Genomic DNA, 25,059 nt, shown 5'->3' with positions numbered 1-25,059 from the left:
GTTTACTCTCCTTTCTTCCCGCCAGCAAGCTTAATGCGTGGGTCGATGATTCCGTATGCTATGTCAACAAGGAGAATAGATACGAGCAACAATATACTATAGAACACGGTTACACCCATAATAACAGTGTAATCACGGTTTGAAATACTAGTTACAAAGTGAGCGCCTAGCCCTGGAATACCAAAAATTCTTTCGATTACAAAGCTTCCTGTCAGAATTCCCGCTGTAAGCGGCCCCATATACGTAACTACTGGCAATAATGCATTTCGAATTGCGTGTTTAACAGTAATAACCCCTTGACTTAAACCTTTTGCCTTAGCGGTTTTTATATAGTCATTTGCTAAAACTTCGAGCATGCTTGAACGGGTAAGTCGGGCAATAAAGGCCATTGGTGAGGAGGCTAGTGCAAGCGCTGGAAGAATTGTATGTGTAAAAGATTCCCAACGTGCAACAGGGAATAATCCCATTTTTATTGCTAGAAAATATTGCAAGAAAGTGGCCATGATAAATGACGGAACAGAAATCCCCAATACCGCGATAATCATTGCCGTGTAGTCTGGCCATCTATTATGTTTTAATGCTGCAATGATCCCTAATAGAACTCCGAATGCAATCGCTAAGAAAATAGCTTCTAATCCTAGAGCAGCTGATACAGGAAATCCATCGCTTATTAAATCATTCACCGTTTGAGCTTTATATTTAAATGATGGTCCAAAATCCCATTTTGCAATTCTTAATAAATATTCCCCATATTGAGCATACCAAGGCTTGTCTAAGCCATAATGGGCATTTAAGTTTGCTTCAATTTCGGGAGGTAGCTTTTTTTCAGAAGTAAATGGGTTACCTGGTGCAATGCGCATGAAGAAAAACGTCGCAGTTACGATAAGCCATAAGGATATTAGCATGTATAATACACGTTTTCCAATATATTTCGCCATTGACAAACACCTCCAATTTAATCTTGAACAAAAAAATGTTGTTTAATCAGCATTTAGCATAAGACAACTCAAAAAAAATATTGTCCCTCTCCCCTTATACAGTGGATTGGCTTATGCCACGAGCCGATAACAGTAAGATTTCTACATTTTTTTACAAAAAAAAATAGCTGATTAAAGCAGAAAACGAAGGTATACAGGAGAGGTCACCCATATACCTTTCGTTTTCTAACCTTTCTTATTCAAAGTGTGCCCACTTGTACTGAACATCACCAAGACCTGTTACTACTACATCTTTTAAGCTTTCATCTTGTACCCAGTTTTGAGTATAGAAGTAGATAGGCATTATTGGCATATCATCTATTAATACTTTCTCTGCATCCTTTAAGATTTGTTGACGAGCGTCATGGTCACCTTCAGTAGCAGATTTTGCAAGTAAATCTTGGAATTCTTTGTTTTCCCAGCCAGTATCGTTGTTTCCACCGTCAGCGTCACGGTACATGTCTAGGAAGTTAATTGCGTCGTTATAGTCACCTAACCAGCCCATACGTCCAACTTGGAAATCAAGTGAGTGCATTTTGTCAATAAATACAGCCCATTCTGAGTTTTCAAGAGTTACTTCAACACCAAGATTTGTTTTCCACATATCTTGAATTGCTTGTGCAATCTTTTGATGTCCTTCAGAAGTGTTGTAAGAAAGAGTTATTGCTGGAAGTTCAGAAGCGTCTTTAAGACCCATCTCATCTAAACCTTTTTGTAAATATTCTTTTGCTTTTTCAACATCATTATCAGCAAAGTACCCTTTTTCACTTTCAGGGAACATTGTTGGAGGAACGGCTGCCATTGCTGGTTTTTGTTCACCTTGAGTTACATTGTCAATGATTTCTTGACGATTAATAGCTAAAGTAAACGCTTTACGGATGTTTGCATTATCAAAAGGCTTAACAGTTGTATTGAACTTGTAGTTGTAAATACCTGCGATTGATTTTGTAATTAAACGTCCATCATCTTTAAGTGCTTGCATAGCGTCTGTTGGAAGTGCACCTGTTGGAGCTCCAGCCCAGTCAAGCTCGCCATTGTCAAACATAGATAATTCAGTGTTTGGATCGTTAATCATAATCATTTCAATTGAATCTAATTTTACAGTATCAGCATCCCAATACTTATCGTTCTTTGCAAGGTTGATTTTGTCGCTGTGAGCCCAATCAGTCATTACGAAAGGACCGTTTGATGTATAGTTTTCACCAGCATCATTTGCCCAGTTAGGGTTTGCTTCAGCAACTTTGCTGTTGATTGGTAAATAAGTGTAGAAAGCTGTTAATTCTAAGAAGTATGGTGTTGGATTTTCTAATGTTACTTCAAGAGTTTTATCGTCTTTTGCAACGATTCCAACATCATCCAATGATCCGCCAGCAGTGTTAGCAGCTTCTGCACCTTTAATGACAAAAAGTTGGTAAGCATACTCTGATTGGTTTTTTGGATCTAATGTCCATTTCCAAGCATATTCAAAGTCTTTTGCTGTAACAGGGTCGCCATTTGACCATTGTGCATCACGTAGTGTGAATGTGTAAACTTTTTGGTCCTCTGAAATATCAATTTTTTCTGCTGCCCCTTCATGTGGAAGACCGTCAGCTTCAATACGAGTTAACCCTTCAAAAATTTGACGAAGTACAGTACCTGAAGTTGAGTCCTTCGCTAATCCTGGGTGTAAGGATGGTGGCTCAGTATTGATATTTACACTTAATTCTTGTTTTACATCAGATTTAGGCGTGTCTTTTTCTCCGCCTTTGTCACTGCTACCAGCATTATCTTTTCCACCACAAGCAGCAAGGAACATGCTAAGAACTAGCAACATGCTAAAAAAGACTGATAATCTTTTCTTCACAATTTATACCCCCATTTTTTTTATCATCAAACGTTACGAAAACATGACCAAAAAACACATTTGTACGTTGCAGGTGTATTGCTTAAATAGTCTGTAAATTATCTTTATATAGTTACCAAACTATACAATTGAAATAAAAAAACAAGTTTATATTCTAAACATGTCTCAAATGATTATCCTTATATTCAGATAATTTCAAATATATTCAAGGATAACAATTAACAATTAGTAATAAACTTGTATTTTTTTCAAACTCAATACTCTCAACGATTACAAGAAAATGTGTATTCTAAATTTAACAAATTCGTAAATAAATCGTTTGATAAACTCATTATAATTACACAAAATTATTATTGCAAGAAATTTCTACAGGTAAAATATCATTCTTTTTTTAAATTTTTTTCTCAATATACGTAAAAAGTTAGTCTTTTCATAGGTTTAACATACTTTATTTGTCGACAATTTTCACTCTTTTTTGCATTTAATATTATTTTCCAACTAAAGAAATAACTTTGCTTTTTCTCTTAATATGTTATAATTAATAAATACTATTTAAAAGTAAATGGCGCTGAAAAAGAGTAGTACATTTATCTTAGGTTTTAAGAGAGCTTGTGTTTGGTGTAAACAAGTAGCCGGATAAATCGAATGGACTTTTGAGCTTTCTTGAAAAATGTCATTCATTTTTCTGACGTTTCCTCACGTTATCGAGGTTTCATACAGCTTTGTATCATGTATGGAATAAAGTGACTCATTTTCGAGTAATTAGGGTGGCAACACGGACCATTCGTCCCTATTTTAGGTGACGAATGGTCTTTTTGTGCTTAATTTTCGTTTTGACTGTCCATATTATTCAAAGGATGAATAAATTTTTTGCCCATTTTCCATTTTACACTTTTTCTGCCATTAATAAAGGAGGAATTTATAATGAAAACTATTTTTTCAGGCATCCAGCCAAGTGGGACAATTACTCTTGGCAACTATATCGGTGCATTAAAGCAGTTTGTGGAACTTCAAAATGAATATCATTGCTATTTTTGCATCGTCGATCAACACGCAATCACTGTCCCTCAAGATCGCCTAGTATTAAGAAATAATATTCGCAGTTTAGCTGCACTATATGTAGCAGTTGGAATTGATCCAGAGAAAGCTACATTATTTATCCAATCAGAAGTTCCTGCACATGCTCAAGCTGCATGGATGATGCAGTGTATCTCCTATATTGGTGAGCTTGAAAGAATGACTCAATTTAAAGATAAATCAGCTGGAAGAGATGCTGTATCATCAGCATTATTAACATATCCACCATTAATGGCTGCTGACATCTTATTATATAGTACCGATCTAGTACCAGTAGGGGAAGACCAAAAACAACATCTTGAATTAACTCGTGATTTAGCAGAAAGATTCAACAATAAATATAATGATATTTTTACAATTCCGGAAGTGAGAATTCCTAAAGTTGGAGCACGAATTATGTCACTCCAAGAGCCGACAAAGAAAATGAGTAAATCAGATCCTAATTCAAAAGCATCTATTCGATTACTTGATGATATTAAACAAATTGAAAAGAAAATTAAAAGCGCTGTTACGGACTCTGAAGGCATCGTGAAATATGATAAAGAAAATAAGCCAGGAGTTTCAAATCTTTTATCAATCTATTCTATCTTCTCTGGAAAAGAAATTGGAGAAATTGAAAGAATGTATGAAGGAAAAGGATATGGAGATTTTAAAGGGGATTTAGCAGAAGTTGTCATTAAAGAACTTCAACCTATCCGAGAAAGATATGCTGCGCTTATGGAATCAAGTGAGCTTGATGATATTCTTGATCGTGGTGCAGAGAAAGCTAGCAAAGTCGCGAATAAAATGCTTAAAAAGATGGAAAATGCAATGGGATTAGGGAGAAAAAGATCGTAAAAAATGGGCTATTTTAGCCCATTTTTTTAATTTACGCGAGGACCATGCTCCATTTCCCAAAGCTTTTCGAAAAAGGGCTGTCCTTTAATCAAGTTTTCGCAAAATTGTTCATGCTTTTGAGTCCAATCATATTTGCATTGTTCAAATAGTTGAAGCCATGCGTGCTCGAAATCCATCTGTTGTATTTCGGAATAACATTCTGGACTCCATTCAGTATACCAATAGCGAACTTCAGCAACGTTTTTTGAAGTTTTCAATTGATCAAGCGCCATAAACATTAGTTGCTTTAATTGTCTTTCCTTTCTCGTGAGTCCGTTCATTAGCTCAGGTGATGGTGAAAGAATATGGAAATTTTTCGAGGTGACTTGATCTTTGAATGCATAAAGTTTTGCTTTTTGATTATGGATCATTTCATAAGCTAATTGCTCTTGACGTGGAATTAATCTGCTTTTGCGGATCGGAATATTGTAGCCTATCGTATCAACCGCAAGAAGGCTTGTACCATCTGAAACAACGAAGCAATATTCTAATTGAACACGTTCATGATTTTTTCGCAAATATGCTTTTTGATAAATATCATCAAGAAGTTGTTGAGGAAGCTCTGATAGATCATTTTCAATGTAATTAAATAGTTTCTGATCAATTTTTAGTAAAGGGACTTGGTCAAGCAGTTCTACACCATCATCTTTCCGCCATTCATGAAAGTGACAAACATTATAGCCATTCTCTTCCCCTTCAAACCAGTTTACCCAAACATCATGAAGATATAACATTTTACTACCCCCACTTCAACAAGCTGTTTGTCACTCAGTATTGGCAGGTAATAGTAAAATTATTCCTCAATGAATAGATGAAAAAAGTGATTTCTAATTGTAGCCATTTAAATAAATTGCTAAAGTAATAACGATAATGCCAATTGGAAGTAAATAACATTCCATTTTACCAGCAATAAAGTACAAATATTCAGTAAAATCTAAGCCAATTGATAAAACATTTAAGTAAACGATCGTACTAATCCCTCCAGAAACCGCTAATCCAAAGCCAATTAATAAAAATAACACACGAATGCTCATCTTTCTTCTTCCTTCATTTGCTATCAACCCCTTTGGGCTTGTCTTTTTTATTCATTATATGAAATGAACAAAAAAGAAGACCTGCTATTGCAAGTCTTCTCCTTATTTCACTTATTACTTCTTAAATGGAGCTTCTTGTGTAACTTGAACATCATTCCAGTTTAGTCCAGTTCCATCACCAATTGCATAATTAAGAACACGCTTGTTAACTGGAACTAATTTTGAGCGATATAGTGTTGGGAAAACAGGGATTTCCTCAACCATTAGTTGCTGCCATTCTTTATAAAGCTCTTGACGTTTGGTTACATCAAACGCATCTTGAGAAACAGCTGCTGCTAATAGACGATCATTTTCAGCATTTTCCCATCTTGAGAAGTTGTAAATCGCATCAGGACCATATAATCCACGTGGATCTACGTCAATACCAACTTGCCATGCCCCTTGGAAAATATCGACTTCAGGATCATCATCCCCTTTGTCCCCAACACGCTCATAGAACGTATTGAATTCTTGTAAACGTCCATCAAGAAGCTCAACTTTTAAACCGATAGCCTGCCAAGCTTGAATATAATATTTTGCTAACGGCTCAGCCGTATCTCCACCAGACATGGAAGCAAAGTTAATCACTAATGGCTCACCATCTTTATTTTCACGGATGCCATCACCATCTACGTCTTTATAGCCAGCATCATCAAGTATCTTCTTCGCTAGCTCAGGGTCATATGCACGTCCTTTATTTTCACTATCATGAAATTCTGGGTGTGAAGGTGGAATTAATGTTGTCGCATTCCAGCGTAGTCCGTGATAGAATTTATCACCAACTGCATTATTATCAACAGCATGCCACATTGCTTTACGCAACTCAACATCAGCCATTTTCTTCGTCGGGTCCAATTTTACTTTCTTTGCTTCTTTATCCCATGTACCTAACTTAAACCCGATGTATGTGTAGGCACGGTCAACAATTCCTAGAAATTCAACATTTGGCATATTAGCATTATCTGGATATAAATCTACATTGAATTTATCTACCATATCAACTTCGCCTTTTTCTAAAGCTTGAACAATGACACTATCATTGATAACTTTTAATTCAACTCCGTCAAGCTTTGGAGCCCCACGCCAATAATCATCATTTCTAACATAAGTCACAGACTCACCAGGTGTGATTGTATCAACTTTAAAAGCTCCGAATCCAATTGGATTTTGGCGAACTGCTGGTGATTTCGACATATCTGCTACCGGAATATCTTTAAAAATATGTTTAGCTAATGGATGGGTCCAAATACTACCAGTTAGCAAGGATGGAGTTGCTTCTTTAAACGTAATTTTCATTGTTTTTTGATCTACTACTTCAATACCTGAAATTGTTTTAGCTGTACCCTCATGGAATTCATCCATGCCGACAATTTGCGTGAAATCTGACCCATAACGTGGACCATCATAGTCTTTATTTGCAATTATTTCATGAGCAAACAACCAATCTTCTGCTGTTACTGGCTGACCATCATGCCAGTTTACGTTATCTCTTATTGTAAATGTGAAAGTTACGCCTTTTTCAGCTACTTCTTTCGCTACATCTTCTGGCAATGTTGCAAGAACAGCTGGTGATACTTCTGGATCTTCTTTATATGTTGCAGCACCATCTTGCGTATATACATAGTTTGCATCCCAGTCTAATAAAGAGTCATTAAAAAACTGAATAACCATTGCATCAGGATTACCAGAATAGAAGACATAATTCAATGTACCTTCAAATGGTGTGTCAGATACGAGGCCGTATTTAAGTATACCGCCATCAATTGCTGTTCCTTCATTAGTTTTGATGTTGCTAAAATCATCAATCGAGAATAGGCCATCCTCTTTTGCATCTGTTCCTTTTTCTTCTGTACCTTGCTCTTTTTTTGGCTCAGTTGTAGCTGGTTTTGCATCATCTTTCGAACATGCTGATAAAATAAGCATGAATGCAAGCAGCAAAGCAAACAGAGCTTTACTCATACTTCTTTTTTTCATTAATTGAAAACCTCCCTTTCTTATCCTCTTCTTTGTCTAGCATCAGTCGCACGTTTAAGTGCTTGACCGACGTTATTTATACTTAACATCAATACTAAGATTAGCAATGATGCAGGTACCCAAATCCACCAGCGATACTCCAATGTTTGCGGATTTCGCGCATAGCTAATTAATGTCCCAAGGCTTGGTGTGCTTTCAGGGAAACCAAATCCTAAGAAGGAAAGCCCTGATTCTAAGCCAATATTTGCTGCTAAATTTAATGTCATCGTCACTATGATTAACGATGTAATATTTGGCAATAGCTGTGTAAAAATTATTTTCAAATGGGACGAGCCAAGTGTTTTCGAGGCTTGAACATATTCAAGCTCTTTTTCTTGCAACGCTTTCGAGCGGATTAACCGCGCTTTCCCCATCCATAAAAATGCTGTCATAATTAATGAAAAAGAGACTATACTATATTTCGGAACGATCGCTACAAAGCTAATAACAATCATTAAAAACGGTAGGATTAAAAAGAAATCGACAATTCTCATTAAGATGTTATCAATCACTCCACCAAAATAACCGGAGACGATCCCAACTGTAATCCCAATGATTCCAGTTAAAATGGTTACGATAAATGCAATTGACAATGAATTTCTTGTCCCAATAATTAATTGGCCAAATATATCACGACCGCCATAATCGGTTCCTAACCAAAATTCAGCTGAAGGCGGTTTATGAATCGAAAATAAATCGACGGTCACAATTTCCTCTTGGTCTAAAAACAGGGCGATTCCATAAACAAATGTTATTACAGCAATGAGGAAAATTAACGAAATTAAAGCTAATTTATCTCGAACAATTTCACGCCAAACGATACGCCAACCAGAAGGACTTCTCTCATCCTCTTGACTTTTATTTACGATATCAATATTTTTTGTTTCTAATTCCAATTGTAATCACCTCTTAAGTATCTCAAATGCTCTATTTAATACGAATACGTGGATCAACAAGACTTAAAATAATATCTGATAATAAAGCACCCAAAATCGTCGTGATGCCAAATAACAGAACAATTGATGTCATAACACTATAATCTCGTAGACTAATAGAGCTTAAGAATAATTGCCCCATGCCAGGATAACTAAAGATACTCTCAATAAAGATTGATCCTCCAATTAAGCCTGTAATTTCAAAGCCTAAAAAGGCGGCAATTGGCAGCAATGAGTTTCTTAAAATATGGCGATTGTAAATTTTTGATTCTGCAACACCTTTTGCCCTAGCCGTTAAAATAAAATCTTTTTGCTTTGTATCGATGATCTCACTTCGCAAATATTGAACTGTCGAAACGGTTGTGATTAATGCATACGACAAGGCAGGTAACAGCAAATGATTAATCTTACTCATAATATATTCGAATGTCCCAGGTGTTAGTCCTGGTTTGACACTACCACCTGTTGGAAACCAGCCAAGTTTAAATCCAAATATCCAAAGCATGACTAATGCAAAAATAAAAATTGGCATTGCAAAACCGATATATGTATAGCCTGTGATCGTTCTGTCTGCCCAAGTATCGTTGAAGCGTCCACTTGTTATTCCTAGTGGTATAGCAATTAAATAAGTTAAAATTAATGTTGCTAATGCTAGCCAAAATGTATTTACTAACCGCTGACCAATTATTTCAGTAACAGGCATTCGATAATGAAATGATTGGCCTAAATCTCCTTGTACCGCTCCCGAGATCCACTTCCAATACTGCGTATACCATGGGTCGTTTATTCCCAGTGCTTCTCGCTTCGCTTCAATATATGCAGGGTCAACACTTGGATCGATTAGACCAGTAAGCGGATCACCTGGCATCTGTTTCGCTAATATGAATATAAAAACACTTAAAAGAAATATTTGAGGAATCATAATCATTATTCTACGTAAAGTAAATTTCCACATACCATTCAACCTTTCTCAGGCATTGCCACTAGATGAGTATCAGAAACGGGCTGTAGCTTAAATGCTAAACCTTCGTCATCAAAGTAATCATTATAGGCTTTTTCGTATTCAATCTTAACTTGTTGGCGGAACTCTAGTTGTTCCTCTCTTTTTCGCGGATCAATATCAGGAATCGCTGCAACAAGTCGTTTCGTATAAATATGTTGCGGATTATTAAAGATATCGTCTGCTGTTCCTTGCTCAACATATCTTCCCTTATACATAATCCCGATCTGGTCACACATATGCCTAATAATGCCAAGGTCATGACTAATAAACAAATAAGTAAGCCCTAATTCTTTCTGAATATCCTGCATAAAATTCAATACTTGAGCTTGTACAGATACATCTAGTGCTGAAACAGGTTCATCCGCAATAATCAGTTTTGGCTTTAGAGCAATTGCTCGAGCGATTCCAATGCGCTGACGCTGCCCACCCGAGAATTCATGTGGGTACTTAATGATACTTTCAGGACTAAGTCCAACTTGCTCCATTAATTCTTGTACACGTTTAATTTCTTCCATTTTCGTCAGCTTTTCATAATTTCTAAGCGGCTCAGCAACGATATCAAGCACACGTTTTTTGGGGTTTAAGGAAGAGTATGGATCTTGAAAGATCATTTGAATATCTCTTTTCGTATTCTTATTAACTTTTTTAATATTTGTTATGTCTTTTCCTTCAAACGTAATTTTGCCTGACGTAATATTGTTTAGACCGATGATGGCTCTCCCTGTCGTCGTTTTTCCTGATCCGGATTCACCAACTAATCCATACGTTTTTCCTTTTTCGATTTCAAGAGAGACACCATCAACCGCTTTAATATGTCCAACCGTTCTTCCAAAAACTCCGCCGCGAATTGGAAAATGGACTTTTAAATTTTCTACTTTAAGAAACTCCATGATGCGTATCCTCCTTGTTGTTTTCATGAGGGAAGTAAAAATTCTTATAGCATGTACAACGAACGAAATGTCCTGGGCTTACTTCATGAAGCTGGGGGTCTTTCTCATGAAAGGACTCATCAATCCATGGAATCCTTGCACTAAATCGGCAGCCATTTCGCGGTAAATTATGCAACGAAGGAACGATTCCTTGAATGACATGAAGCTTGTCTTGTGCTTCATGTGAATTTGGAACTGAATTTAATAATGACCTCGTATATGGGTGCAAAGGATTTTCAAATAATGTGTACACATCTGCAATTTCAATAATTTGACCCGCATACATGACTGCTACTCGGTCTGCCATTTCAGCCACAACACCTAAATCATGTGTAATAAGAATAATCCCTGCATTCGAATCCTCTTTAAGTTCTTTTATTAAATCAAGAATTTGAGATTGAATCGTCACATCTAGTGCTGTTGTAGGCTCATCAGCAATTAGTAATTCCGGTTCATTCGCGATTGCCATCGCGATGACAACACGCTGCCTCATTCCACCGGATAATTCATGCGGAAACTGCTCATATGTATACTCTGGACGAGGGATTCCAACTTTATTTAAAAGCTCAATCACTTTTTCTTTCTTTTTACCCGAAGTAAGGTTTTTATTATGATTTGTTAACACTTCACTAATTTGGTCTCCGATAATCATTAATGGATTTAAGGCACTGAGTGGGTCTTGGAAAATCATCCCTATATCTTTCCCACGTAATTTGTTAAGCTCAGAAACTGACATATTAGCAATATTTTTGCCTTTAAGCAAAATACTACCATCTACCTTCGCATTCCGATGAAGACCCATTATTGAGAACGCTAAAGCACTTTTTCCACAACCAGATTCACCGACTATGGCGAGCAGCTCGTTCTTCTTTACCGTTATGGATACGTCATCTACTGCTGCATAGTATTCATCCTTAATCCGAAATGATGTTTTCAAATTTTCAATCTTTAGTAATTTTTCACTCAAATTTATCACCCTTAAAAGTTAAATCAATTCATTCATTTCCTTGAATTTTCGGATAATTAACCAAAAAAAAACAAATAAAGTCATCTAGTAGTCTAAAAAAAGAGCAACTTTAGTTACTCTTTAATATACGGAAATAACTTTTTACAAAAATACTAATTATTATCTTTGTTGGAAATAATCCGTTATTTAATAGTATATTATTACAGAAAGATTACGAATTCAAGATTTTTTTAAAATATTTTGCTTTTTCTTATAAAAACGCACTTCGAAATTTTTAAAAAATACCTATTTTTCAGTTATTTTCAAAAGGAAAAATCTGATAAAAGCAATCATATAACAAGGCTTCTATTATAATTTAAATAGTATTTCTTTTCTTAAAATAAAATTTTCAGACGGCAATAAAAATGACTCTTTCATTGTTAAATTATTTCTTTCTTTGTAAATGGAAACGATTTCATAACCTGCTGCATAACCGAGCATTTGTGGAATATTTTTTCGTCCAAATAGAATTTCATCGTGAATTTTTTTATTCTTTTTTATTTCGAGCCTATCTTGAATATATTTTTTCCAAAAATAGGTTATTTCTTTTCTAGAATAATAAGTACACCATTTTGTTCGATATTTAGAACCACAACAGACTTCAACAGCATATTCTGCAAGCCCCTCCAACACAATTGAATCTAGTAACGTTAGCTCTTCTAATGGTTTATTTTGCTTAATAAGTCTGCAAGTATGATGATACTCATGGACGAACAATGCTTCTAATTCGGTCTCGTCTTTAAATGGAGTAATGAATAGAAAGATCTTATCTTTGAATGCAATTCCAGACTTCACATTTTCTGATATTGAAAAAATGCTATTCTTTGCTGCTATTGGAAAGAGATAAATTTCTACATTTGGGCCATTCCATTTCCGTTTATATTTTAAATATATTTTTTTAATTTTTTCCCACATTTTTTGCTCTTTTAATTTTTCAAAGTGATTATAAGTTTGGCGATTTGGTTTATACATTCCAAAAGTCATCAAGTAATGATATATTTTTTGCGGATTCTCTTCTGCAAATACCTTTTGCAGTCTTTGACAAATTTTTATCGGGTCACGAAAATTCCCTTCAAGCCATTCATCTGTCCTCACTACCCCATGCGCCCATCCCCTTGACATTTTATATTCATAAATTTAGTTTGAGTCTGTTAATCGAGTTTTTCTAAAAAAACATCCAATATAGTTTATGAGATAGGGCTATATTTGTTCTTTAATCCACTAGTTCTACACTCATCTTTTAGCAACATAAACATTAACTTTTTCCTTTTGCCATAAAAAAAGACTAAATCACATTGATTTAGTCTCAAAATAGCATTCGTATTGCCTATTATTCATATTTTTTAAATGCAATCGTTGCATTATGACCGCCAAAACCTAATGAATTGCTTATCGCAGCTTTAATCTCTTTCTTTCTTGATTCATTTGGCACATAATCTAAATCACATTCTGGATCTGGTGTCTCATAATTGATAGTCGGTGGTAAAATCCCTTCCTTTAAAGCCAATACTGTAAAAATAGCTTCGATTCCACCCGCAGCTCCAAGAAGATGACCTGTCATCGATTTCGTTGAACTAACCGCTAGTTTATAGGCATGCTCACCAAATACTTCTTTTATTGCCATTGTTTCATATTTATCATTATAGTCTGTACTTGTCCCATGGGCATTAATATAATCAATCTCTTCCGGTGCTAAGCCGCCATCTGCTATTGCCATTTTCATTGCTCTTGCTCCACCCTCACCAGCTGGAGCTGGAGCCGTAATATGGTAAGCATCACCAGTAGCACCATACCCAACGATTTCAGCATAAATTTTTGCGCCGCGAGCTAACGCATGTTCAAGTTCTTCTAATACAACAACCCCTGCTCCTTCCCCAATGACAAATCCATCTCGATTTTTATCAAATGGACGGCTTGCTGTACTCGGATCAGGATTTGTAGATAGAGCAGTATTAGCACAAAAACCCGCTACAGACATTTTCGTGATCGGTGCCTCTGCACCGCCTGTTACCATGGCATCTGCATCTCCACGCTGAATGACTTTAAATGCATCTCCAATTGAATTTGTACCTGTTGCACATGCAGTTACAGTACATGAGTTAAAGCCTTTAGCACCTAAAGTAATAGAAATTTGCCCTGTAGCCATATCAGGAATCATCATCGGTACGAAAAACGGACTTACTCTTCGATAGCCACGATTCAAAAATGTCTCATATTGATTTTCAAATGTCTCCATTCCACCTATACCAGAACCAACCCATACTCCAACACGATGAGCGTTCTCATCATTAATTATTAAATCTGCATCACGAACAGCCATCAATGAAGCTGCTACTGCATAATGTGTAAAGCGATCCATTTTCCGTGCGTCTTTTTTATCGATAAATTCTTCTACATTAAAATCCTTTAATTCAGCTGCTACTTTAGCTGAATATTCATCTGCATTTACTCTAGTTAGCGGCCCTACTCCTGAGACCCCTGCTATTATATTTTTCCATGAAGTTTCTGCATTATTTCCAAGTGGTGTTACAGCACCAATTCCCGTAACGACAACTCTTCTTTTATCCATTTTATAAAACTCCTTTACACAAATAATAAAAGTGTTAATACTGTGTTTATGAATATATAGCTATGCCATTGAAAGATGGTTGAGCGAATATGGTTTATTTGCCCCAACGTATGGCGATAGCTCCCCATGTTAGGCCCCCACCGAAGCCAACCATCACAATTAAATCATCATCTTTAATTTTTCCAGCTTCCAATTCTTCTACAATCGAAATTGGAATAGAAGCTGCAGATGTATTTCCATATTTATGGACGGTTTTTGACATTTTCTCCTCAGGAAGCTCAAGTCTTTGTCTCGATGCTTCCATTATTCGAATATTTGCTTGATGAGGAATAAGAAAATCAACATCCTCTTTCTTGAGTCCTGCCTTTTCCAGCACGTTGATGCAGCTTTCTCCCATCTGGCGAACAGCAAATTTAAAAACTTCTCGTCCATTCATCACAATATAATCTTCTTGATATAAATGTTTGCCACCTCGTCCATCTGCTCCAAGCTCAAAAGAGAGAATTCCCCTTCCTTCTGAAACAGGACCTATGACTGCTGCTCCAGCTCCATCACCAAATAAAACAGCCGTATTCCGATCATTCCAATCAGTAATTTTTGAAAGTTTTTCAACACCGACTACTAAAATATGTTTATATGTTCCACTCTCAATAAACTGTTTTGCCGTTATTATACCATACATGAAACCAGCACAAGCAGCACTAACGTCCATTGCAGCAGCATTGAATGCCCCTAATTTTTCTTGAAGAATCGTTGCAACTGATGGAAATGGACGATCTGGTGTAACTGTAGCAACAAGAATCATTTCGATGTCTTCGGGTGTAATATCGGCATCGGCAATCGCTTTTTTAGCTGCTTCATATGCTAAATCTGAAGTATTTGTCTCATCATCAGCAATTCTTCTTTCTTCAATGCCTGTTCTTGAACGAATCCATTCATCTGAAGTATCCATCATTTTTTCAAGATCTTTATTTGTTAAGATTTTCTCTGGTAAACATCTGCCGATTCCTATAATTCCAGCATTCACTATACCCACTCCTTTTTCTTTTTTCACTTAAAGCGCTTTTGAACAATGTTAACTATACATATTTCATTTTATTATCAATTATTATGACTTGGTACTAATTTTATCAAAAAACTAATCGAAGATGCAACATTTTCTTAGGAAAACATAGCTTAATTAAAAGAGGAACCGACAAAATGGCCAGTTCCTCTTTTACAACTACTATTCGTATTCATTCGGTAATTTCCCCGTTTTTTTATAATTTTCAATCGCTTCGTCAATCGTTTGAATATATTCTGGGTCTACATTCGAACTATACTTACCAAGCGAAATAACATCATCTTGAAAATCAAAAAATAGATTCCCTGATTGCAATTCACCTTTATTAAATTTCTCGGCAACTAGCTCATATAAAGCATCAACATGTTGAACAGTACTAGTTAATACGACAGATTCACCTAGATCAGACTGGTCTGAAATATAACCAATTGCATAACGACCTTTTTCTTTTACCTTTTCTATTACGGGTACATTATATCCGTCTCCAGCAGGATAAACAACATCCACATCCTTTGCCAAAAGTTTATCTAATAGCATTTTTGCTTTTTGATTATCATCCCAATTTTCTACATATTCAATGAATACCTTAACATCATTATTTTGATATTTAGCTCCTTCATAGAATCCTTCAATTTCAGGCTGCCACTCATACGCTGCAATAATTCCTATCATATTCGTTTTTGTCATGTGCCCTGCGATCATACCACCAAAAAACCCCATGGCATATGCTTCAAAATTTAAACTTGTTGTATTCGAATTTTTGGCATCCCCATTAAAACTAATAAAATGGATATTTGGGTATTTATTAGAAATCTCATTAAAATAATCAGCAAACTCATTTCCATGACCAAAAATAAGATTAACGCCTTTCTGATTAAACTCTTCAATTGCTCGTTCAACAACAAGCAATGAGTTCATCCCTTCTTTATAGTAAACCTCCACATTATATTTCGATTGAATTTTTAACATTCCTTTATAGCCTTTTGTTCCCCATACTTGATCATTAACCGTATCAGGGATTAATAATCCTGCTTTTTGAAGTTTATCTTTAGACATTTGTTGTCCGCAGGAGGCTAATAAAAGAAGGCATAAAAATAGAAGCCCATATCTTTTTATTAGGTTATCCATCTTCTTCCTTCCGCCTCTCGGTTTAAATCAAATCACTCTCTTCCTTAATCTATTAAAACCTTTAGATTCAGGATAAATGGCCCAACTATACCCATTCTACCCTTTACCGTTTAAAAAGGAAAAGTCTTTTTTACCATATTAGTTAAAGATATCCTTCCAAAAAAAACATACAATGCTTTTTTTGTCTTTCAATTCCCTCTCTAATTGGAATAGAACTTTTTATTAATTTTACGTTGATTTCTCTCTTTTCTATTACGTTCTCATTGTTTAATTCTTCTATTTTTGTTAATGGAATTGAAAGAAATTGTGCACACTTCAACCAATGGTCCTTTGTTTCACTTTCTAATATGAAAGAAGCAGGAGGTAAATCAATAATTTCTAATGCTGACTCAACAACATCCTCTACATAAATCGCATCATGTATCCACTCTCGCTCATTTAAAGATAAGCATTCTTTTTTTTGTAAACCTTTCAAAATCGCTTGTTGGAACATAAATATTGCTGGCTGCCATGGTCCATAAATAGTTGGTATATAAATATTATGGCAAGGAATGTCATGATGGTTAAATTGAATTTTCTCAAGCTCTCTAGATTGAATCCATTGGATTGGCAAAATCTTGATCATTTTTGAATTTGTGTCTTTAATCCGTTGTGAATTGCTTAAAATAAATGTTTCGAAGAAAGCGCTTTTTTCAAAAAAACTCAGCTTGCTTTCAATAAAATAATCATAATAATTAATGATCATTACAGATTGATCCGTAATATTTGCTTTACATAACTCATTAATCCTATTTATTTCAGTAAAATTTGCATTTCTACCAATTGTCATTCGTTTTTCTTCAAAAAAGGGCTCGTTTTCTAGGCTTTCATCATTAATTGCAACCACTTCATATCCTTGTTCAAGCAGTCTTGTACAAAAATGAAATCCTAAAAACTCAAATGACCCAAAAATAACCGCCTTGTTCATCCGAAAGCCTCCTAGAACATTCTCACTGTATCCTATGCTACAAAACTTTGCTTTATTTCTTCATAATTTGCTTTTTAAAGACATGTTTATTAATTTTAAAGCTTATGGTAAGATAAATAGGGATGTTATTTTGTAGAGGTGAAAATGATGAAATACTTTTTTACATTTTTTTGGACTTTCCTTCTAATTCAAATGGTCACATATGTTGTAAGCTCAATGTTAGGAGAAGCTTTTGATTTTAAAACTGGTTCCATTTTAGCTGTGGTTATGACAATATTAATTTTTGTGATTTCAGCTATTATTCCTGAAGGTCCAACTGAAAAAGAAAGCTTAAATTAAAATTAATAAAAATAAAGGTATCCCATATCATGGGATACCTTTATTTTTATTAATTTTTTACGACGACACAGTATCGATTAACGTATTTCCAACTTGATTTCGCCTTCTTCAACGATAATATTCACTTCGCTAAAATCTTTTATTTCACCAGCAATTATTTTTCGAGCCAATTTTGTTTCAACATTTCGTTGGATATATCGCTTTAAAGGCCTTGCACCGAAGTTAGGATCAAACCCATTTTCAGCGATAAAATTTTTAGCAGATTCGTCAATCTTTAGAACAATATGTTGATCTGACAATCTTTCCTGCAGCTCTTTTACAAGCTTTGAGACAATTGCTTTAATTTCATTTAAAGCTAATGGCTTAAATAATGTAATCTCATCTACCCGATTTAAAAACTCAGGACGGAAATGACCTCTTAAAAGGGTCAAAACTTTATTCCTAGTTTCTTCATTAATATACTCATTCTCTTCAACGCGTTCCAGTAATAATTGTGAACCAATATTTGATGTCATAATAATGACCGTATTTTTGAAATCTATTTTTCGTCCTTGAGAATCTGTAATATGTCCATCATCAAGCATTTGTAAAAGGATATTAAATACTTCTGGATGTGCTTTTTCAATTTCATCAAGTAGGATAACAGAATACGGTTTTCTTCTTACTGCTTCTGTAAGCTGACCTCCTTCTTCATAGCCTACATAGCCTGGGGGTGCTCCGATCAGTCTTGAAACGGCATGCTTTTCCATGTATTCAGACATATCAATCCGAATGATTTGTTCCTCACTATCAAATAAGCTTTGTGCAAGTGCTTTAGCAAGCTCCGTTTTCCCTACACCTGTTGGACCAAGAAAGATAAATGAGCCAATTGGACGATTTGGATCCTTAATACCTGCTCTTGCACGAAGAACAGCATCAGATACGAGCTGGATAGCTTCATCTTGCCCTATCACTCGTTCTTGTAAAATACTCTCAAGTCGCAAAAGCTTATCTCGCTCACCCTCGACGAGCTTTGCAACAGGAATGCCTGTCCATCTAGCAACAATGCTTGCAATCTCCTCTTCTGTTACTTCTTCCTTTAATAAACGATCAGCGCTATTTACATTTACTTCGGTTTCAAGCACTTTTAATTCTTTTTCTAATGCAGGAATCTTTCCGTGGCGTAACTCGGCTGCTTTATTCAAATCATAGTCATTTTCAGCTTTCTCAAGCTCACGGCGCATTTTTTCAAGAAGTTCTCTTTTTTCCTGAACTTTTTGGATTGCCTCTTTTTCCAACTGCCATTTCGCCTTCATGGAATGCGCTTTTTCCTTTTGTTCAGCTAATTCTTTTTGTAAAAGGTCCAGCCTTGATTTGCTTGCTTCATCACTTTCTTTTCTTAATGCAGCTTCTTCAATCTCTAATTGCATGACCCTCCTCGTTACTTCATCTAATTCGGAAGGCATTGAATCAATCTCAGTTCGAATCATCGCACATGCCTCATCGACTAAGTCTATTGCTTTATCAGGAAGAAAACGATCAGAAATGTACCGGTTAGATAAAGTTACGGCAGCAACAAGGGCACGATCATGAATATTGACACCATGGTGAATTTCATATCTTTCCTTTAATCCACGTAAAATCGAAATTGAATCTTCAACATCTGGTTCTTGAACTAATACTTGCTGAAAGCGTCTCTCTAATGCTGGGTCCTTTTCAATATACTTACGATGCTCATCAAGTGTCGTTGCACCAATACAATGCAACTCTCCTCTCGCAAGCATAGGCTTCAGCATATTACCTGCATCCATCGCTCCCTCTGTTTTTCCAGCTCCAACAATTGTATGAATCTCATCGATAAAAAGCAGAATTCTACCTTCACTTTTTTTCACTTCATTTAAGACCGCTTTTAATCTTTCTTCAAATTCCCCTCTAAATTTTGCCCCGGCAATTAACGCACTCATATCGAGGGAAAATATGGTTTTATCTTTTAAACCTTCTGGAACATCCTTTCTAACAATTCTTTGTGCCAGACCTTCTACAATCGCTGTTTTTCCAACTCCCGGTTCTCCAATCAGTACAGGATTATTTTTCGTTTTTCGAGATAGAATCCGTATGACATTTCGAATTTCACTATCTCGACCAATTACTGGATCCATTTTACCAGCTCTTACTTCAGCTACTAAATCTCTGCCATACTTTTTTAGTGCTTCATATGTTGCTTCAGGGTTTTGGCTAGTCACTTTTTGATTTCCCCTTATCTCCCCAATGGCTTGTTCAAGTTTTTTCAGATCTATATGTTCAGTTTTAAGTATATTAGCAATTTCTGATTGATTTACTTCCACTGCTGCCAACAATACATGCTCAGCAGATAAATACTCATCTTCGTAATTTTTCATAATGGATTCTGCATCTGCCAATATTCGATGGAGAACTCCAGTAATATAAAGTTTACCTTGTTCAATGCCACTTCCACTTACCTGTGCTTTTTTTCGCAATGCTACATTTAAACGTTCAACAAATTTTTCTGTTGAGAAATTTATCTTTTTCAAAATAGAAGCGATTAAGCTATTTTCTTGCTCCATAAGTGAAATAAATAAATGGACATCATCCACTTCTTGATGTTGATTACGTATGGCTAATGTTTGGGCATTCATAAACGCTTCCTGCATTCGCTCCGTCATACGGTTTAAATCCATCACTCATCCTCCTCTTTGACCTTTTTTGACCTTTGTTTTTATTATAACATAAGTAAAGCCATCCACAAAGGGATGGCTAATATGTTTGCTTTACGGTTTTCGGAGGTATGTCCATACACGATTATGATTAGAGTTCTCTGGAAATCTATCCCCTGCCCTCAGCTTAAGCATTTGAGGGTTGTTTACATTACTTCCTGTTTCTCCAACTTCGATGTACATTCCATTATTAGGTGCACGTTGTCCAGCTTTAAATTGGCGATTTTGTCCCATTATAAAGAATCCTCCTTTATTTTTATGATCCTTTATAGTGTTTCCTGAAAAACTTACAATATTTCTGATAGCACTGCTTTTTGTACGTGCAGTCTGTTCCCTGCCTGCTGAAATACAGCTGAATTTGAACCGTCAAAGACACTTCCTGAAACCTCTTCCCCTCTATGAGCAGGTAAGCAATGGAGAAAAATAAAATCTTGCTTTGCATTTTGAACTAATGACTCATTTACTTGAAAATCATGAAAATCCATTAATCTCTTTTCATTTTCTTCTTCCTGTCCCATACTCGTCCATACATCTGTATAAATGGCATCTGCATCTAGAACTGCTTCTTGCACATGGTTTGTAATTGTGAGCTTCCCACCATTTTCGTGCGCAAACTGCTGTGCCTTTTTCGTAACTGTCAAATTTGGCTCATAACCAGCTGGTGTTGCAATTGTCATCTCCATTCCAAGCTTTGTAGCAGCAATCATTAAAGAGTGGGCAACATTATTTCCATCACCAACATAAACAAGTTTTAGCCCTTTTAAATCGCCTTTGTTTTCCATTATCGTTAATAAATCAGCGAGAGCTTGGCAAGGGTGTGCAAGATCGGTAAGACCATTAATTACTGGAATTGTTGCATGCTCTGCTAATTCTGTAATTGTTTGATGAGAAAAAGTGCGAATCATAATGGCATCTAAATAACTAGATAGAACTTTTGCAGTGTCAGCAATTGATTCACCTCTTCCAAGCTGAAGATCATGACTATTTAAGTACAAAGCATTCCCACCCAATTGTAACATTCCCGCTTCAAAGGAAACTCGTGTACGTGTTGATGGTTTCTCAAAAATCATCCCTAATATTTTCCCTTTCAATGGTTCAATATGATCTCCTAGCAGCTGAGCATTTTTCATTTTTTTTGCTTTTAATAAAAGTCCATAAATAACCTCTGATGAAAAATCAGCTAATGCTAAAAAATCTTTTCCTTTAATATTTAATTTAGTTTCCGTTATGGGGTAAGAAATCATTACATTTCACTCTCCTAAGTTTTTTAATCTACAATATTTCCCGAGCAATATATTGTTAATTCAATGATTCATATCTGAATATTTATTTATATATTCTTATTTTTATGCATTTAGGTGTAAAAAGTTCAGCCTAAACGGCTGATTTTGAATGCTTTTCTATTATTTTCTGAAGTATATTTACTGCACGATCCATTTCTTCAGTTGTTACTGTTAATGGCGGCAATAATCGCACGACATTCGTTCCAGCTGGCAAAACTAACAAACCATTATCTCTAAGTTCTTTCAATAAGGAGGGCAGGTCAATTGTTGTTTCTAATCCAATCATCATACCGAGTTGTCTAATAGTTGAAATATGGGAGGATGAAGCTATTTTCTCTTCTAACTTTTCAAACAAATACTTACTTTTTTCTTTCACATTATCTAAAAATGATTGTTGAAAAACGGTCTCCATCGTCGCAATAGCTGCTGCAATCGCAATCGGATTCCCTCCAAAGGTTGAACCGTGACTACCTGGGCTAAAAACGTCTCTTAACTCTTTTTTTCCAATGACTGCTCCGATTGGCAAGCCGTTTCCTAGACCTTTCGCTGAAGTTATTATATCTGGAGATAATCCAAAATGCTGAAATGCAAATGGCATTCCTGTACGACCAATTCCTGTTTGTATTTCATCAATAATGAATAAAGCGCCATTTTCTTTACATAATTGCTGTACTTCATTTAAAAACAAATGTTCACCAATATGAATGCCGCCTTCTCCTTGAACAACTTCTAGCATAATTGCCGCTGTTTCTGAATCCATTTCATTTCTTAATGCAGCAATATCATTAAAAGGAAGATAAACAAAGGTTTCAAGCATACTTCCAAAACCCGTTTTAATTTTCTCTTGACCAGTTGCTGACATCGTTGCAAATGTACGACCATGAAATGAGTTAACAAAAGTAATAATCTTGCTTCTTCCTGTCGTCTTCCTTGCAAGTTTTATAGCAGCTTCATTCGCTTCAGCCCCACTATTCGCGAAAAATACTAAATCCATATTAGCACCATCTGCTAATAGCTTTGCCGCACGCTCCTGTTCACTTTGAGAAAATAAATTTGACACATGCCAAAACTTGTTCAACTGATTAGTAATAGCTTCTTGAATGAGTTCAGGACGATGACCGAGGTTGCATACACCTATTCCGGAAGTAAAGTCTAAATATCGTTTTCCATCTATTCCAACGAGTATGCTTCCTTTAGCAAATGCTGGTTCAACTTCCCATCGTGTATACGTTGGAAATAAATGACTCATCATAAAACCCCCAATTTTGCACTTATTTCCGTTCCACTCCAAGCAGAGTTAGAAAAGAAATGCTTTTTACCTGATACAATTTTTACACTTTGCAATCCTTTATGAATTGCTGCAATGGCTGATGTTACCTTCGGAATCATTCCTCCGGAAATCTCGCCTTCCGCAATGAATTGGTGAACTTCTTCTGTGTCCAATTGAAGTGCCATTTTTCCATTTATCATAATACCTTCAACATCTGTGACAAAAAGACAATGCTCAACATTTAGCTCATTTGCAATGGCTGCCGCTGCGAAGTCAGCATTTATATTCAGCTTTATTCCATTTTCAGTAGCTGCGATTGGTGTAATGACAGGAATATAATCTTCCTTCAATAATAGCGAAATAATCGTTGCGTTTACCTTTTTAATTTCACCAACATATCCTAAATTGTTTTTATCAATAAAATCAGCTTGGAGGAAATGTCCATCACTCCCATTAAAACCAAATGCCTTAAAACCATTTGACTCTAATAATGCTACAAGCTTCCGGTTTGTTTTTCCTGCTAATACCATTTCGACAATTTCCATTGCTTCTTTTGAGGTCTTTCGAAGTCCATTTTTAAATTCATGGGGGATATTATACAAATTAAGTGCTTCATTTATATCTGGACCTCCCCCATGTACGAGTATAATCTTATATCCTGCTTTTCTTAAATCTGTTAGACTATGAAAAAATGATGGGCTTAATTCATCTATTATACTTCCACCACATTTAATTAATACTGTTTTCAAATGAATTCACCCCTACGAGCGATAGTTCGCATTAATTCTCACATAATCGTATGATAAATCACAGCCCCATGCTTTCGCTTTCCCATTATGGAGATGCAGATCTACAAAAATATGAATCGTTTTATTCTTTAAATAATTTGTTGCCTCTTCTTCAGAGAACGATTGAGGTTCACTATTTTTCAACATCGTAATCGGTCCTATTGCAATATCGACTGAAAATGGATTTATCTCTGCATCACTTTGTCCAATTGCACTAATGATTCTTCCCCAGTTTGCATCTTCACCATGAATGGCTGTCTTTACGAGATTGGATCCAACTATTTGTTTTGCTGCCATTCTTGCTTCAAGATCATTTTTTGCACCAATGACTTCTACTTCAATTAATTTTGTCGCTCCCTCACCATCACTAGCAATTTGCTTTGCAAGGTTTTCACAGCTCCTTTTAAGCAACTGAACAAAAGTATCCCAGTCCGAATGTTCAGGGGTAAGCGAAATCGAATCACTACATCCATTTGCCAAGACAAAAACAGTATCATTTGTCGAAGTATCACCATCAACCGTAATCTGGTTAAACGTTGTGTCTGTCACTTCCTTCAAAGCCATTTGCAAATATTCGCTTTCTATATTGGCATCTGTTGTAATGAAAGCCAACATTGTTGCCATATTCGGATTGATCATCCCTGACCCTTTGGCAGCTCCCCCCATATAGACGGTTTTTCCATCAATAACTGCTGAATAACAACATTTTTTCATTACGATGTCTGTTGTTAGGATTGCCGTTTGAAAAGCCTCTGCATGCTCCTCGTTACATTTGGGTATAAGTGATTGAATGCCTGCATGAATTTTTTCCATTGGCAAATACTCACCGATCACGCCTGTTGAAGCTACCGCAACATGTTGCTCTAATAATCCAAATTTCTCAGCCGTCCATTTTCTCATCTGATAGGCATCATTAAGACCACGCTCTCCAGTACAAGCATTAGCACATGCACTATTTACGATGATTGCTTGAATCTTTCCTTCTGTATCGATACTAGCTTGCGAAACCTTCAGTGGTGCAGCTTGAAATTGGTTAGTCGTATATACAGCTGCACAATCAGCAGGTTTTTCGCTTATGATAATTCCTAAATCTTTCTTTTGGTATCTAAGTCCAGCATGGACTCCATCTGCTGTATAGCCTTTCGGTGTAAGTAAACTCCCCTCAGCAATCTCTTTAATGGATAACATGTTTGATAATGCTTGCAT

The 25,059-nt window shown here is 35.9% G+C and carries 22 protein-coding genes and 1 other annotated feature; of the genes, 2 read left to right on the top strand and 20 right to left on the bottom strand.

The window, feature by feature from the left end:
- Nucleotides 1–2: 2 nt before the first annotated feature.
- On the bottom strand, nt 3–938 hold the full coding sequence (locus tag KDN24_RS08530; protein ID WP_409974442.1) for an ABC transporter permease: 936 nt from the start codon (nt 936–938) through the stop codon (nt 3–5).
- Between the two features lie 235 nt (nt 939–1,173).
- Complete coding sequence (locus KDN24_RS08525) at nt 1,174–2,820, bottom strand: peptide ABC transporter substrate-binding protein (protein ID WP_409974441.1); 1,647 nt, start codon at nt 2,818–2,820, stop codon at nt 1,174–1,176.
- Nucleotides 2,821–3,379: 559 nt separating this feature from the next.
- Nucleotides 3,380–3,615 (top strand) — a binding site (T-box leader).
- A gap of 129 nt (nt 3,616–3,744) precedes the next feature.
- Here KDN24_RS08525 and trpS point away from each other — a divergent pair.
- Complete coding sequence (gene trpS, locus KDN24_RS08520) at nt 3,745–4,734, top strand: tryptophan--tRNA ligase (RefSeq protein WP_525931276.1); 990 nt, start codon at nt 3,745–3,747, stop codon at nt 4,732–4,734.
- Nucleotides 4,735–4,760: 26 nt separating this feature from the next.
- On the opposite strand, the gene KDN24_RS08515 is transcribed toward trpS, so the two are convergent.
- The 12 genes from KDN24_RS08515 to KDN24_RS08460 form a co-directional block, all read right to left on the bottom strand.
- Nucleotides 4,761–5,507, bottom strand: coding sequence for a YjbA family protein (locus tag KDN24_RS08515; RefSeq protein WP_409974440.1), 747 nt, complete (start codon nt 5,505–5,507; stop codon nt 4,761–4,763).
- Between the two features lie 93 nt (nt 5,508–5,600).
- Nucleotides 5,601–5,807 carry a YuzI family membrane protein gene (locus KDN24_RS08510; RefSeq protein ID WP_409974439.1) on the bottom strand — a complete coding sequence of 69 codons (207 nt, stop codon included), beginning with the start codon at nt 5,805–5,807 and terminating at the stop codon, nt 5,601–5,603.
- Between the two features lie 114 nt (nt 5,808–5,921).
- Entirely contained in the window at nt 5,922–7,820 is a 1,899-nt protein-coding gene (gene opp4A / locus KDN24_RS08505; RefSeq protein ID WP_409974438.1) for an oligopeptide ABC transporter substrate-binding protein, read from the bottom strand.
- 20 nt (nt 7,821–7,840) lie between these two features.
- Nucleotides 7,841–8,755: an ABC transporter permease gene (locus KDN24_RS08500; protein ID WP_409974437.1), complete on the bottom strand. Its 915-nt coding sequence runs from the start codon at nt 8,753–8,755 to the stop codon at nt 7,841–7,843.
- 31 nt (nt 8,756–8,786) lie between these two features.
- Entirely contained in the window at nt 8,787–9,749 is a 963-nt protein-coding gene (opp4B, locus tag KDN24_RS08495) for an oligopeptide ABC transporter permease (RefSeq protein ID WP_409974436.1), read from the bottom strand.
- 5 nt (nt 9,750–9,754) lie between these two features.
- A complete protein-coding gene (locus tag KDN24_RS08490) occupies nt 9,755–10,687 on the bottom strand; it encodes an ABC transporter ATP-binding protein (RefSeq protein ID WP_409974435.1) in 933 nt (310 codons plus the stop codon).
- Nucleotides 10,674–11,693 (bottom strand): ABC transporter ATP-binding protein, encoded by a 1,020-nt coding sequence (locus KDN24_RS08485; RefSeq protein ID WP_409974434.1) that lies wholly within the window; start codon nt 11,691–11,693, stop codon nt 10,674–10,676. The genes KDN24_RS08490 and KDN24_RS08485 overlap by 14 nt, the downstream gene beginning before the upstream one ends.
- A 348-nt stretch (nt 11,694–12,041) precedes the next feature.
- Nucleotides 12,042–12,827, bottom strand: coding sequence for a DUF2268 domain-containing putative Zn-dependent protease (locus KDN24_RS08480; RefSeq protein ID WP_409974433.1), 786 nt, complete (start codon nt 12,825–12,827; stop codon nt 12,042–12,044).
- A gap of 235 nt (nt 12,828–13,062) precedes the next feature.
- The gene (gene fabF / locus KDN24_RS08475) at nt 13,063–14,301 is read right to left on the bottom strand and encodes a beta-ketoacyl-ACP synthase II (protein ID WP_409974432.1); all 1,239 of its coding nucleotides are present in this window, start codon (nt 14,299–14,301) and stop codon (nt 13,063–13,065) included.
- Between the two features lie 94 nt (nt 14,302–14,395).
- On the bottom strand, nt 14,396–15,328 hold the full coding sequence (locus KDN24_RS08470) for a beta-ketoacyl-ACP synthase III (RefSeq protein WP_409974431.1): 933 nt from the start codon (nt 15,326–15,328) through the stop codon (nt 14,396–14,398).
- Nucleotides 15,329–15,526: 198 nt separating this feature from the next.
- Nucleotides 15,527–16,492 (bottom strand): BMP family ABC transporter substrate-binding protein, encoded by a 966-nt coding sequence (locus tag KDN24_RS08465; RefSeq protein WP_409974430.1) that lies wholly within the window; start codon nt 16,490–16,492, stop codon nt 15,527–15,529.
- A gap of 142 nt (nt 16,493–16,634) precedes the next feature.
- Nucleotides 16,635–17,459 carry a Rossmann-fold NAD(P)-binding domain-containing protein gene (locus tag KDN24_RS08460; RefSeq protein WP_491348375.1) on the bottom strand — a complete coding sequence of 275 codons (825 nt, stop codon included), beginning with the start codon at nt 17,457–17,459 and terminating at the stop codon, nt 16,635–16,637.
- Between the two features lie 147 nt (nt 17,460–17,606).
- Here KDN24_RS08460 and KDN24_RS08455 point away from each other — a divergent pair, with 147 nt between their 5' ends.
- Nucleotides 17,607–17,798, top strand: a complete 192-nt coding sequence (locus KDN24_RS08455; protein WP_409974428.1) for a DUF2929 family protein — start codon at nt 17,607–17,609, stop codon at nt 17,796–17,798.
- A gap of 77 nt (nt 17,799–17,875) precedes the next feature.
- Here KDN24_RS08455 and clpB read toward each other — a convergent pair whose 3' ends face one another.
- From clpB to argJ, 6 genes are all read right to left on the bottom strand, one after another.
- Nucleotides 17,876–20,476 (bottom strand): ATP-dependent chaperone ClpB, encoded by a 2,601-nt coding sequence (clpB, locus tag KDN24_RS08450; protein WP_409974427.1) that lies wholly within the window; start codon nt 20,474–20,476, stop codon nt 17,876–17,878.
- 90 nt (nt 20,477–20,566) lie between these two features.
- Nucleotides 20,567–20,746: a YjzC family protein gene (locus KDN24_RS08445; RefSeq protein ID WP_409974426.1), complete on the bottom strand. Its 180-nt coding sequence runs from the start codon at nt 20,744–20,746 to the stop codon at nt 20,567–20,569.
- A gap of 53 nt (nt 20,747–20,799) precedes the next feature.
- A complete protein-coding gene (gene argF, locus KDN24_RS08440) occupies nt 20,800–21,756 on the bottom strand; it encodes an ornithine carbamoyltransferase (protein WP_409974425.1) in 957 nt (318 codons plus the stop codon).
- Nucleotides 21,757–21,886: 130 nt separating this feature from the next.
- Entirely contained in the window at nt 21,887–23,044 is a 1,158-nt protein-coding gene (gene argD / locus KDN24_RS08435) for an acetylornithine transaminase (RefSeq protein WP_409974424.1), read from the bottom strand.
- Nucleotides 23,044–23,814, bottom strand: coding sequence for an acetylglutamate kinase (gene argB / locus KDN24_RS08430; protein WP_409974423.1), 771 nt, complete (start codon nt 23,812–23,814; stop codon nt 23,044–23,046). The genes argD and argB overlap by 1 nt, the downstream gene beginning before the upstream one ends.
- Nucleotides 23,815–23,826: 12 nt before the next feature.
- Nucleotides 23,827–25,059 carry a bifunctional glutamate N-acetyltransferase/amino-acid acetyltransferase ArgJ gene (argJ, locus tag KDN24_RS08425; protein ID WP_409974422.1) on the bottom strand — a complete coding sequence of 411 codons (1,233 nt, stop codon included), beginning with the start codon at nt 25,057–25,059 and terminating at the stop codon, nt 23,827–23,829.

The organism is Cytobacillus sp. Bva_UNVM-123, assembly GCF_046351715.2.
Classification (GTDB): domain Bacteria; phylum Bacillota; class Bacilli; order Bacillales; family Cytobacillaceae; genus Cytobacillus.
This window is presented reverse-complemented; position numbering and strand designations above follow the sequence as displayed.

Coding starts and splice junctions, on each gene's coding strand:
- KDN24_RS08530 (WP_409974442.1), bottom strand. CDS start 938: ATGGCGAAATATATTGGAAAACGTGTATTATACATGCTAATATCCTTA.
- trpS (WP_525931276.1), top strand. CDS start 3,745: ATGAAAACTATTTTTTCAGGCATCCAGCCAAGTGGGACAATTACTCTT.
- KDN24_RS08515 (WP_409974440.1), bottom strand. CDS start 5,507: ATGTTATATCTTCATGATGTTTGGGTAAACTGGTTTGAAGGGGAAGAG.
- KDN24_RS08510 (WP_409974439.1), bottom strand. CDS start 5,807: ATGAGCATTCGTGTGTTATTTTTATTAATTGGCTTTGGATTAGCGGTT.
- opp4A (WP_409974438.1), bottom strand. CDS start 7,820: ATGAAAAAAAGAAGTATGAGTAAAGCTCTGTTTGCTTTGCTGCTTGCA.
- opp4B (WP_409974436.1), bottom strand. CDS start 9,749: ATGTGGAAATTTACTTTACGTAGAATAATGATTATGATTCCTCAAATA.
- KDN24_RS08490 (WP_409974435.1), bottom strand. CDS start 10,687: ATGGAGTTTCTTAAAGTAGAAAATTTAAAAGTCCATTTTCCAATTCGC.
- fabF (WP_409974432.1), bottom strand. CDS start 14,301: ATGGATAAAAGAAGAGTTGTCGTTACGGGAATTGGTGCTGTAACACCA.
- KDN24_RS08465 (WP_409974430.1), bottom strand. CDS start 16,492: ATGGATAACCTAATAAAAAGATATGGGCTTCTATTTTTATGCCTTCTT.
- KDN24_RS08460 (WP_491348375.1), bottom strand. CDS start 17,459: ATGAACAAGGCGGTTATTTTTGGGTCATTTGAGTTTTTAGGATTTCAT.
- KDN24_RS08455 (WP_409974428.1), top strand. CDS start 17,607: ATGAAATACTTTTTTACATTTTTTTGGACTTTCCTTCTAATTCAAATG.
- clpB (WP_409974427.1), bottom strand. CDS start 20,476: ATGGATTTAAACCGTATGACGGAGCGAATGCAGGAAGCGTTTATGAAT.
- KDN24_RS08445 (WP_409974426.1), bottom strand. CDS start 20,746: ATGGGACAAAATCGCCAATTTAAAGCTGGACAACGTGCACCTAATAAT.
- argF (WP_409974425.1), bottom strand. CDS start 21,756: ATGATTTCTTACCCCATAACGGAAACTAAATTAAATATTAAAGGAAAA.
- argD (WP_409974424.1), bottom strand. CDS start 23,044: ATGAGTCATTTATTTCCAACGTATACACGATGGGAAGTTGAACCAGCA.
- argJ (WP_409974422.1), bottom strand. CDS start 25,059: ATGCAAGCATTATCAAACATGTTATCCATTAAAGAGATTGCTGAGGGG.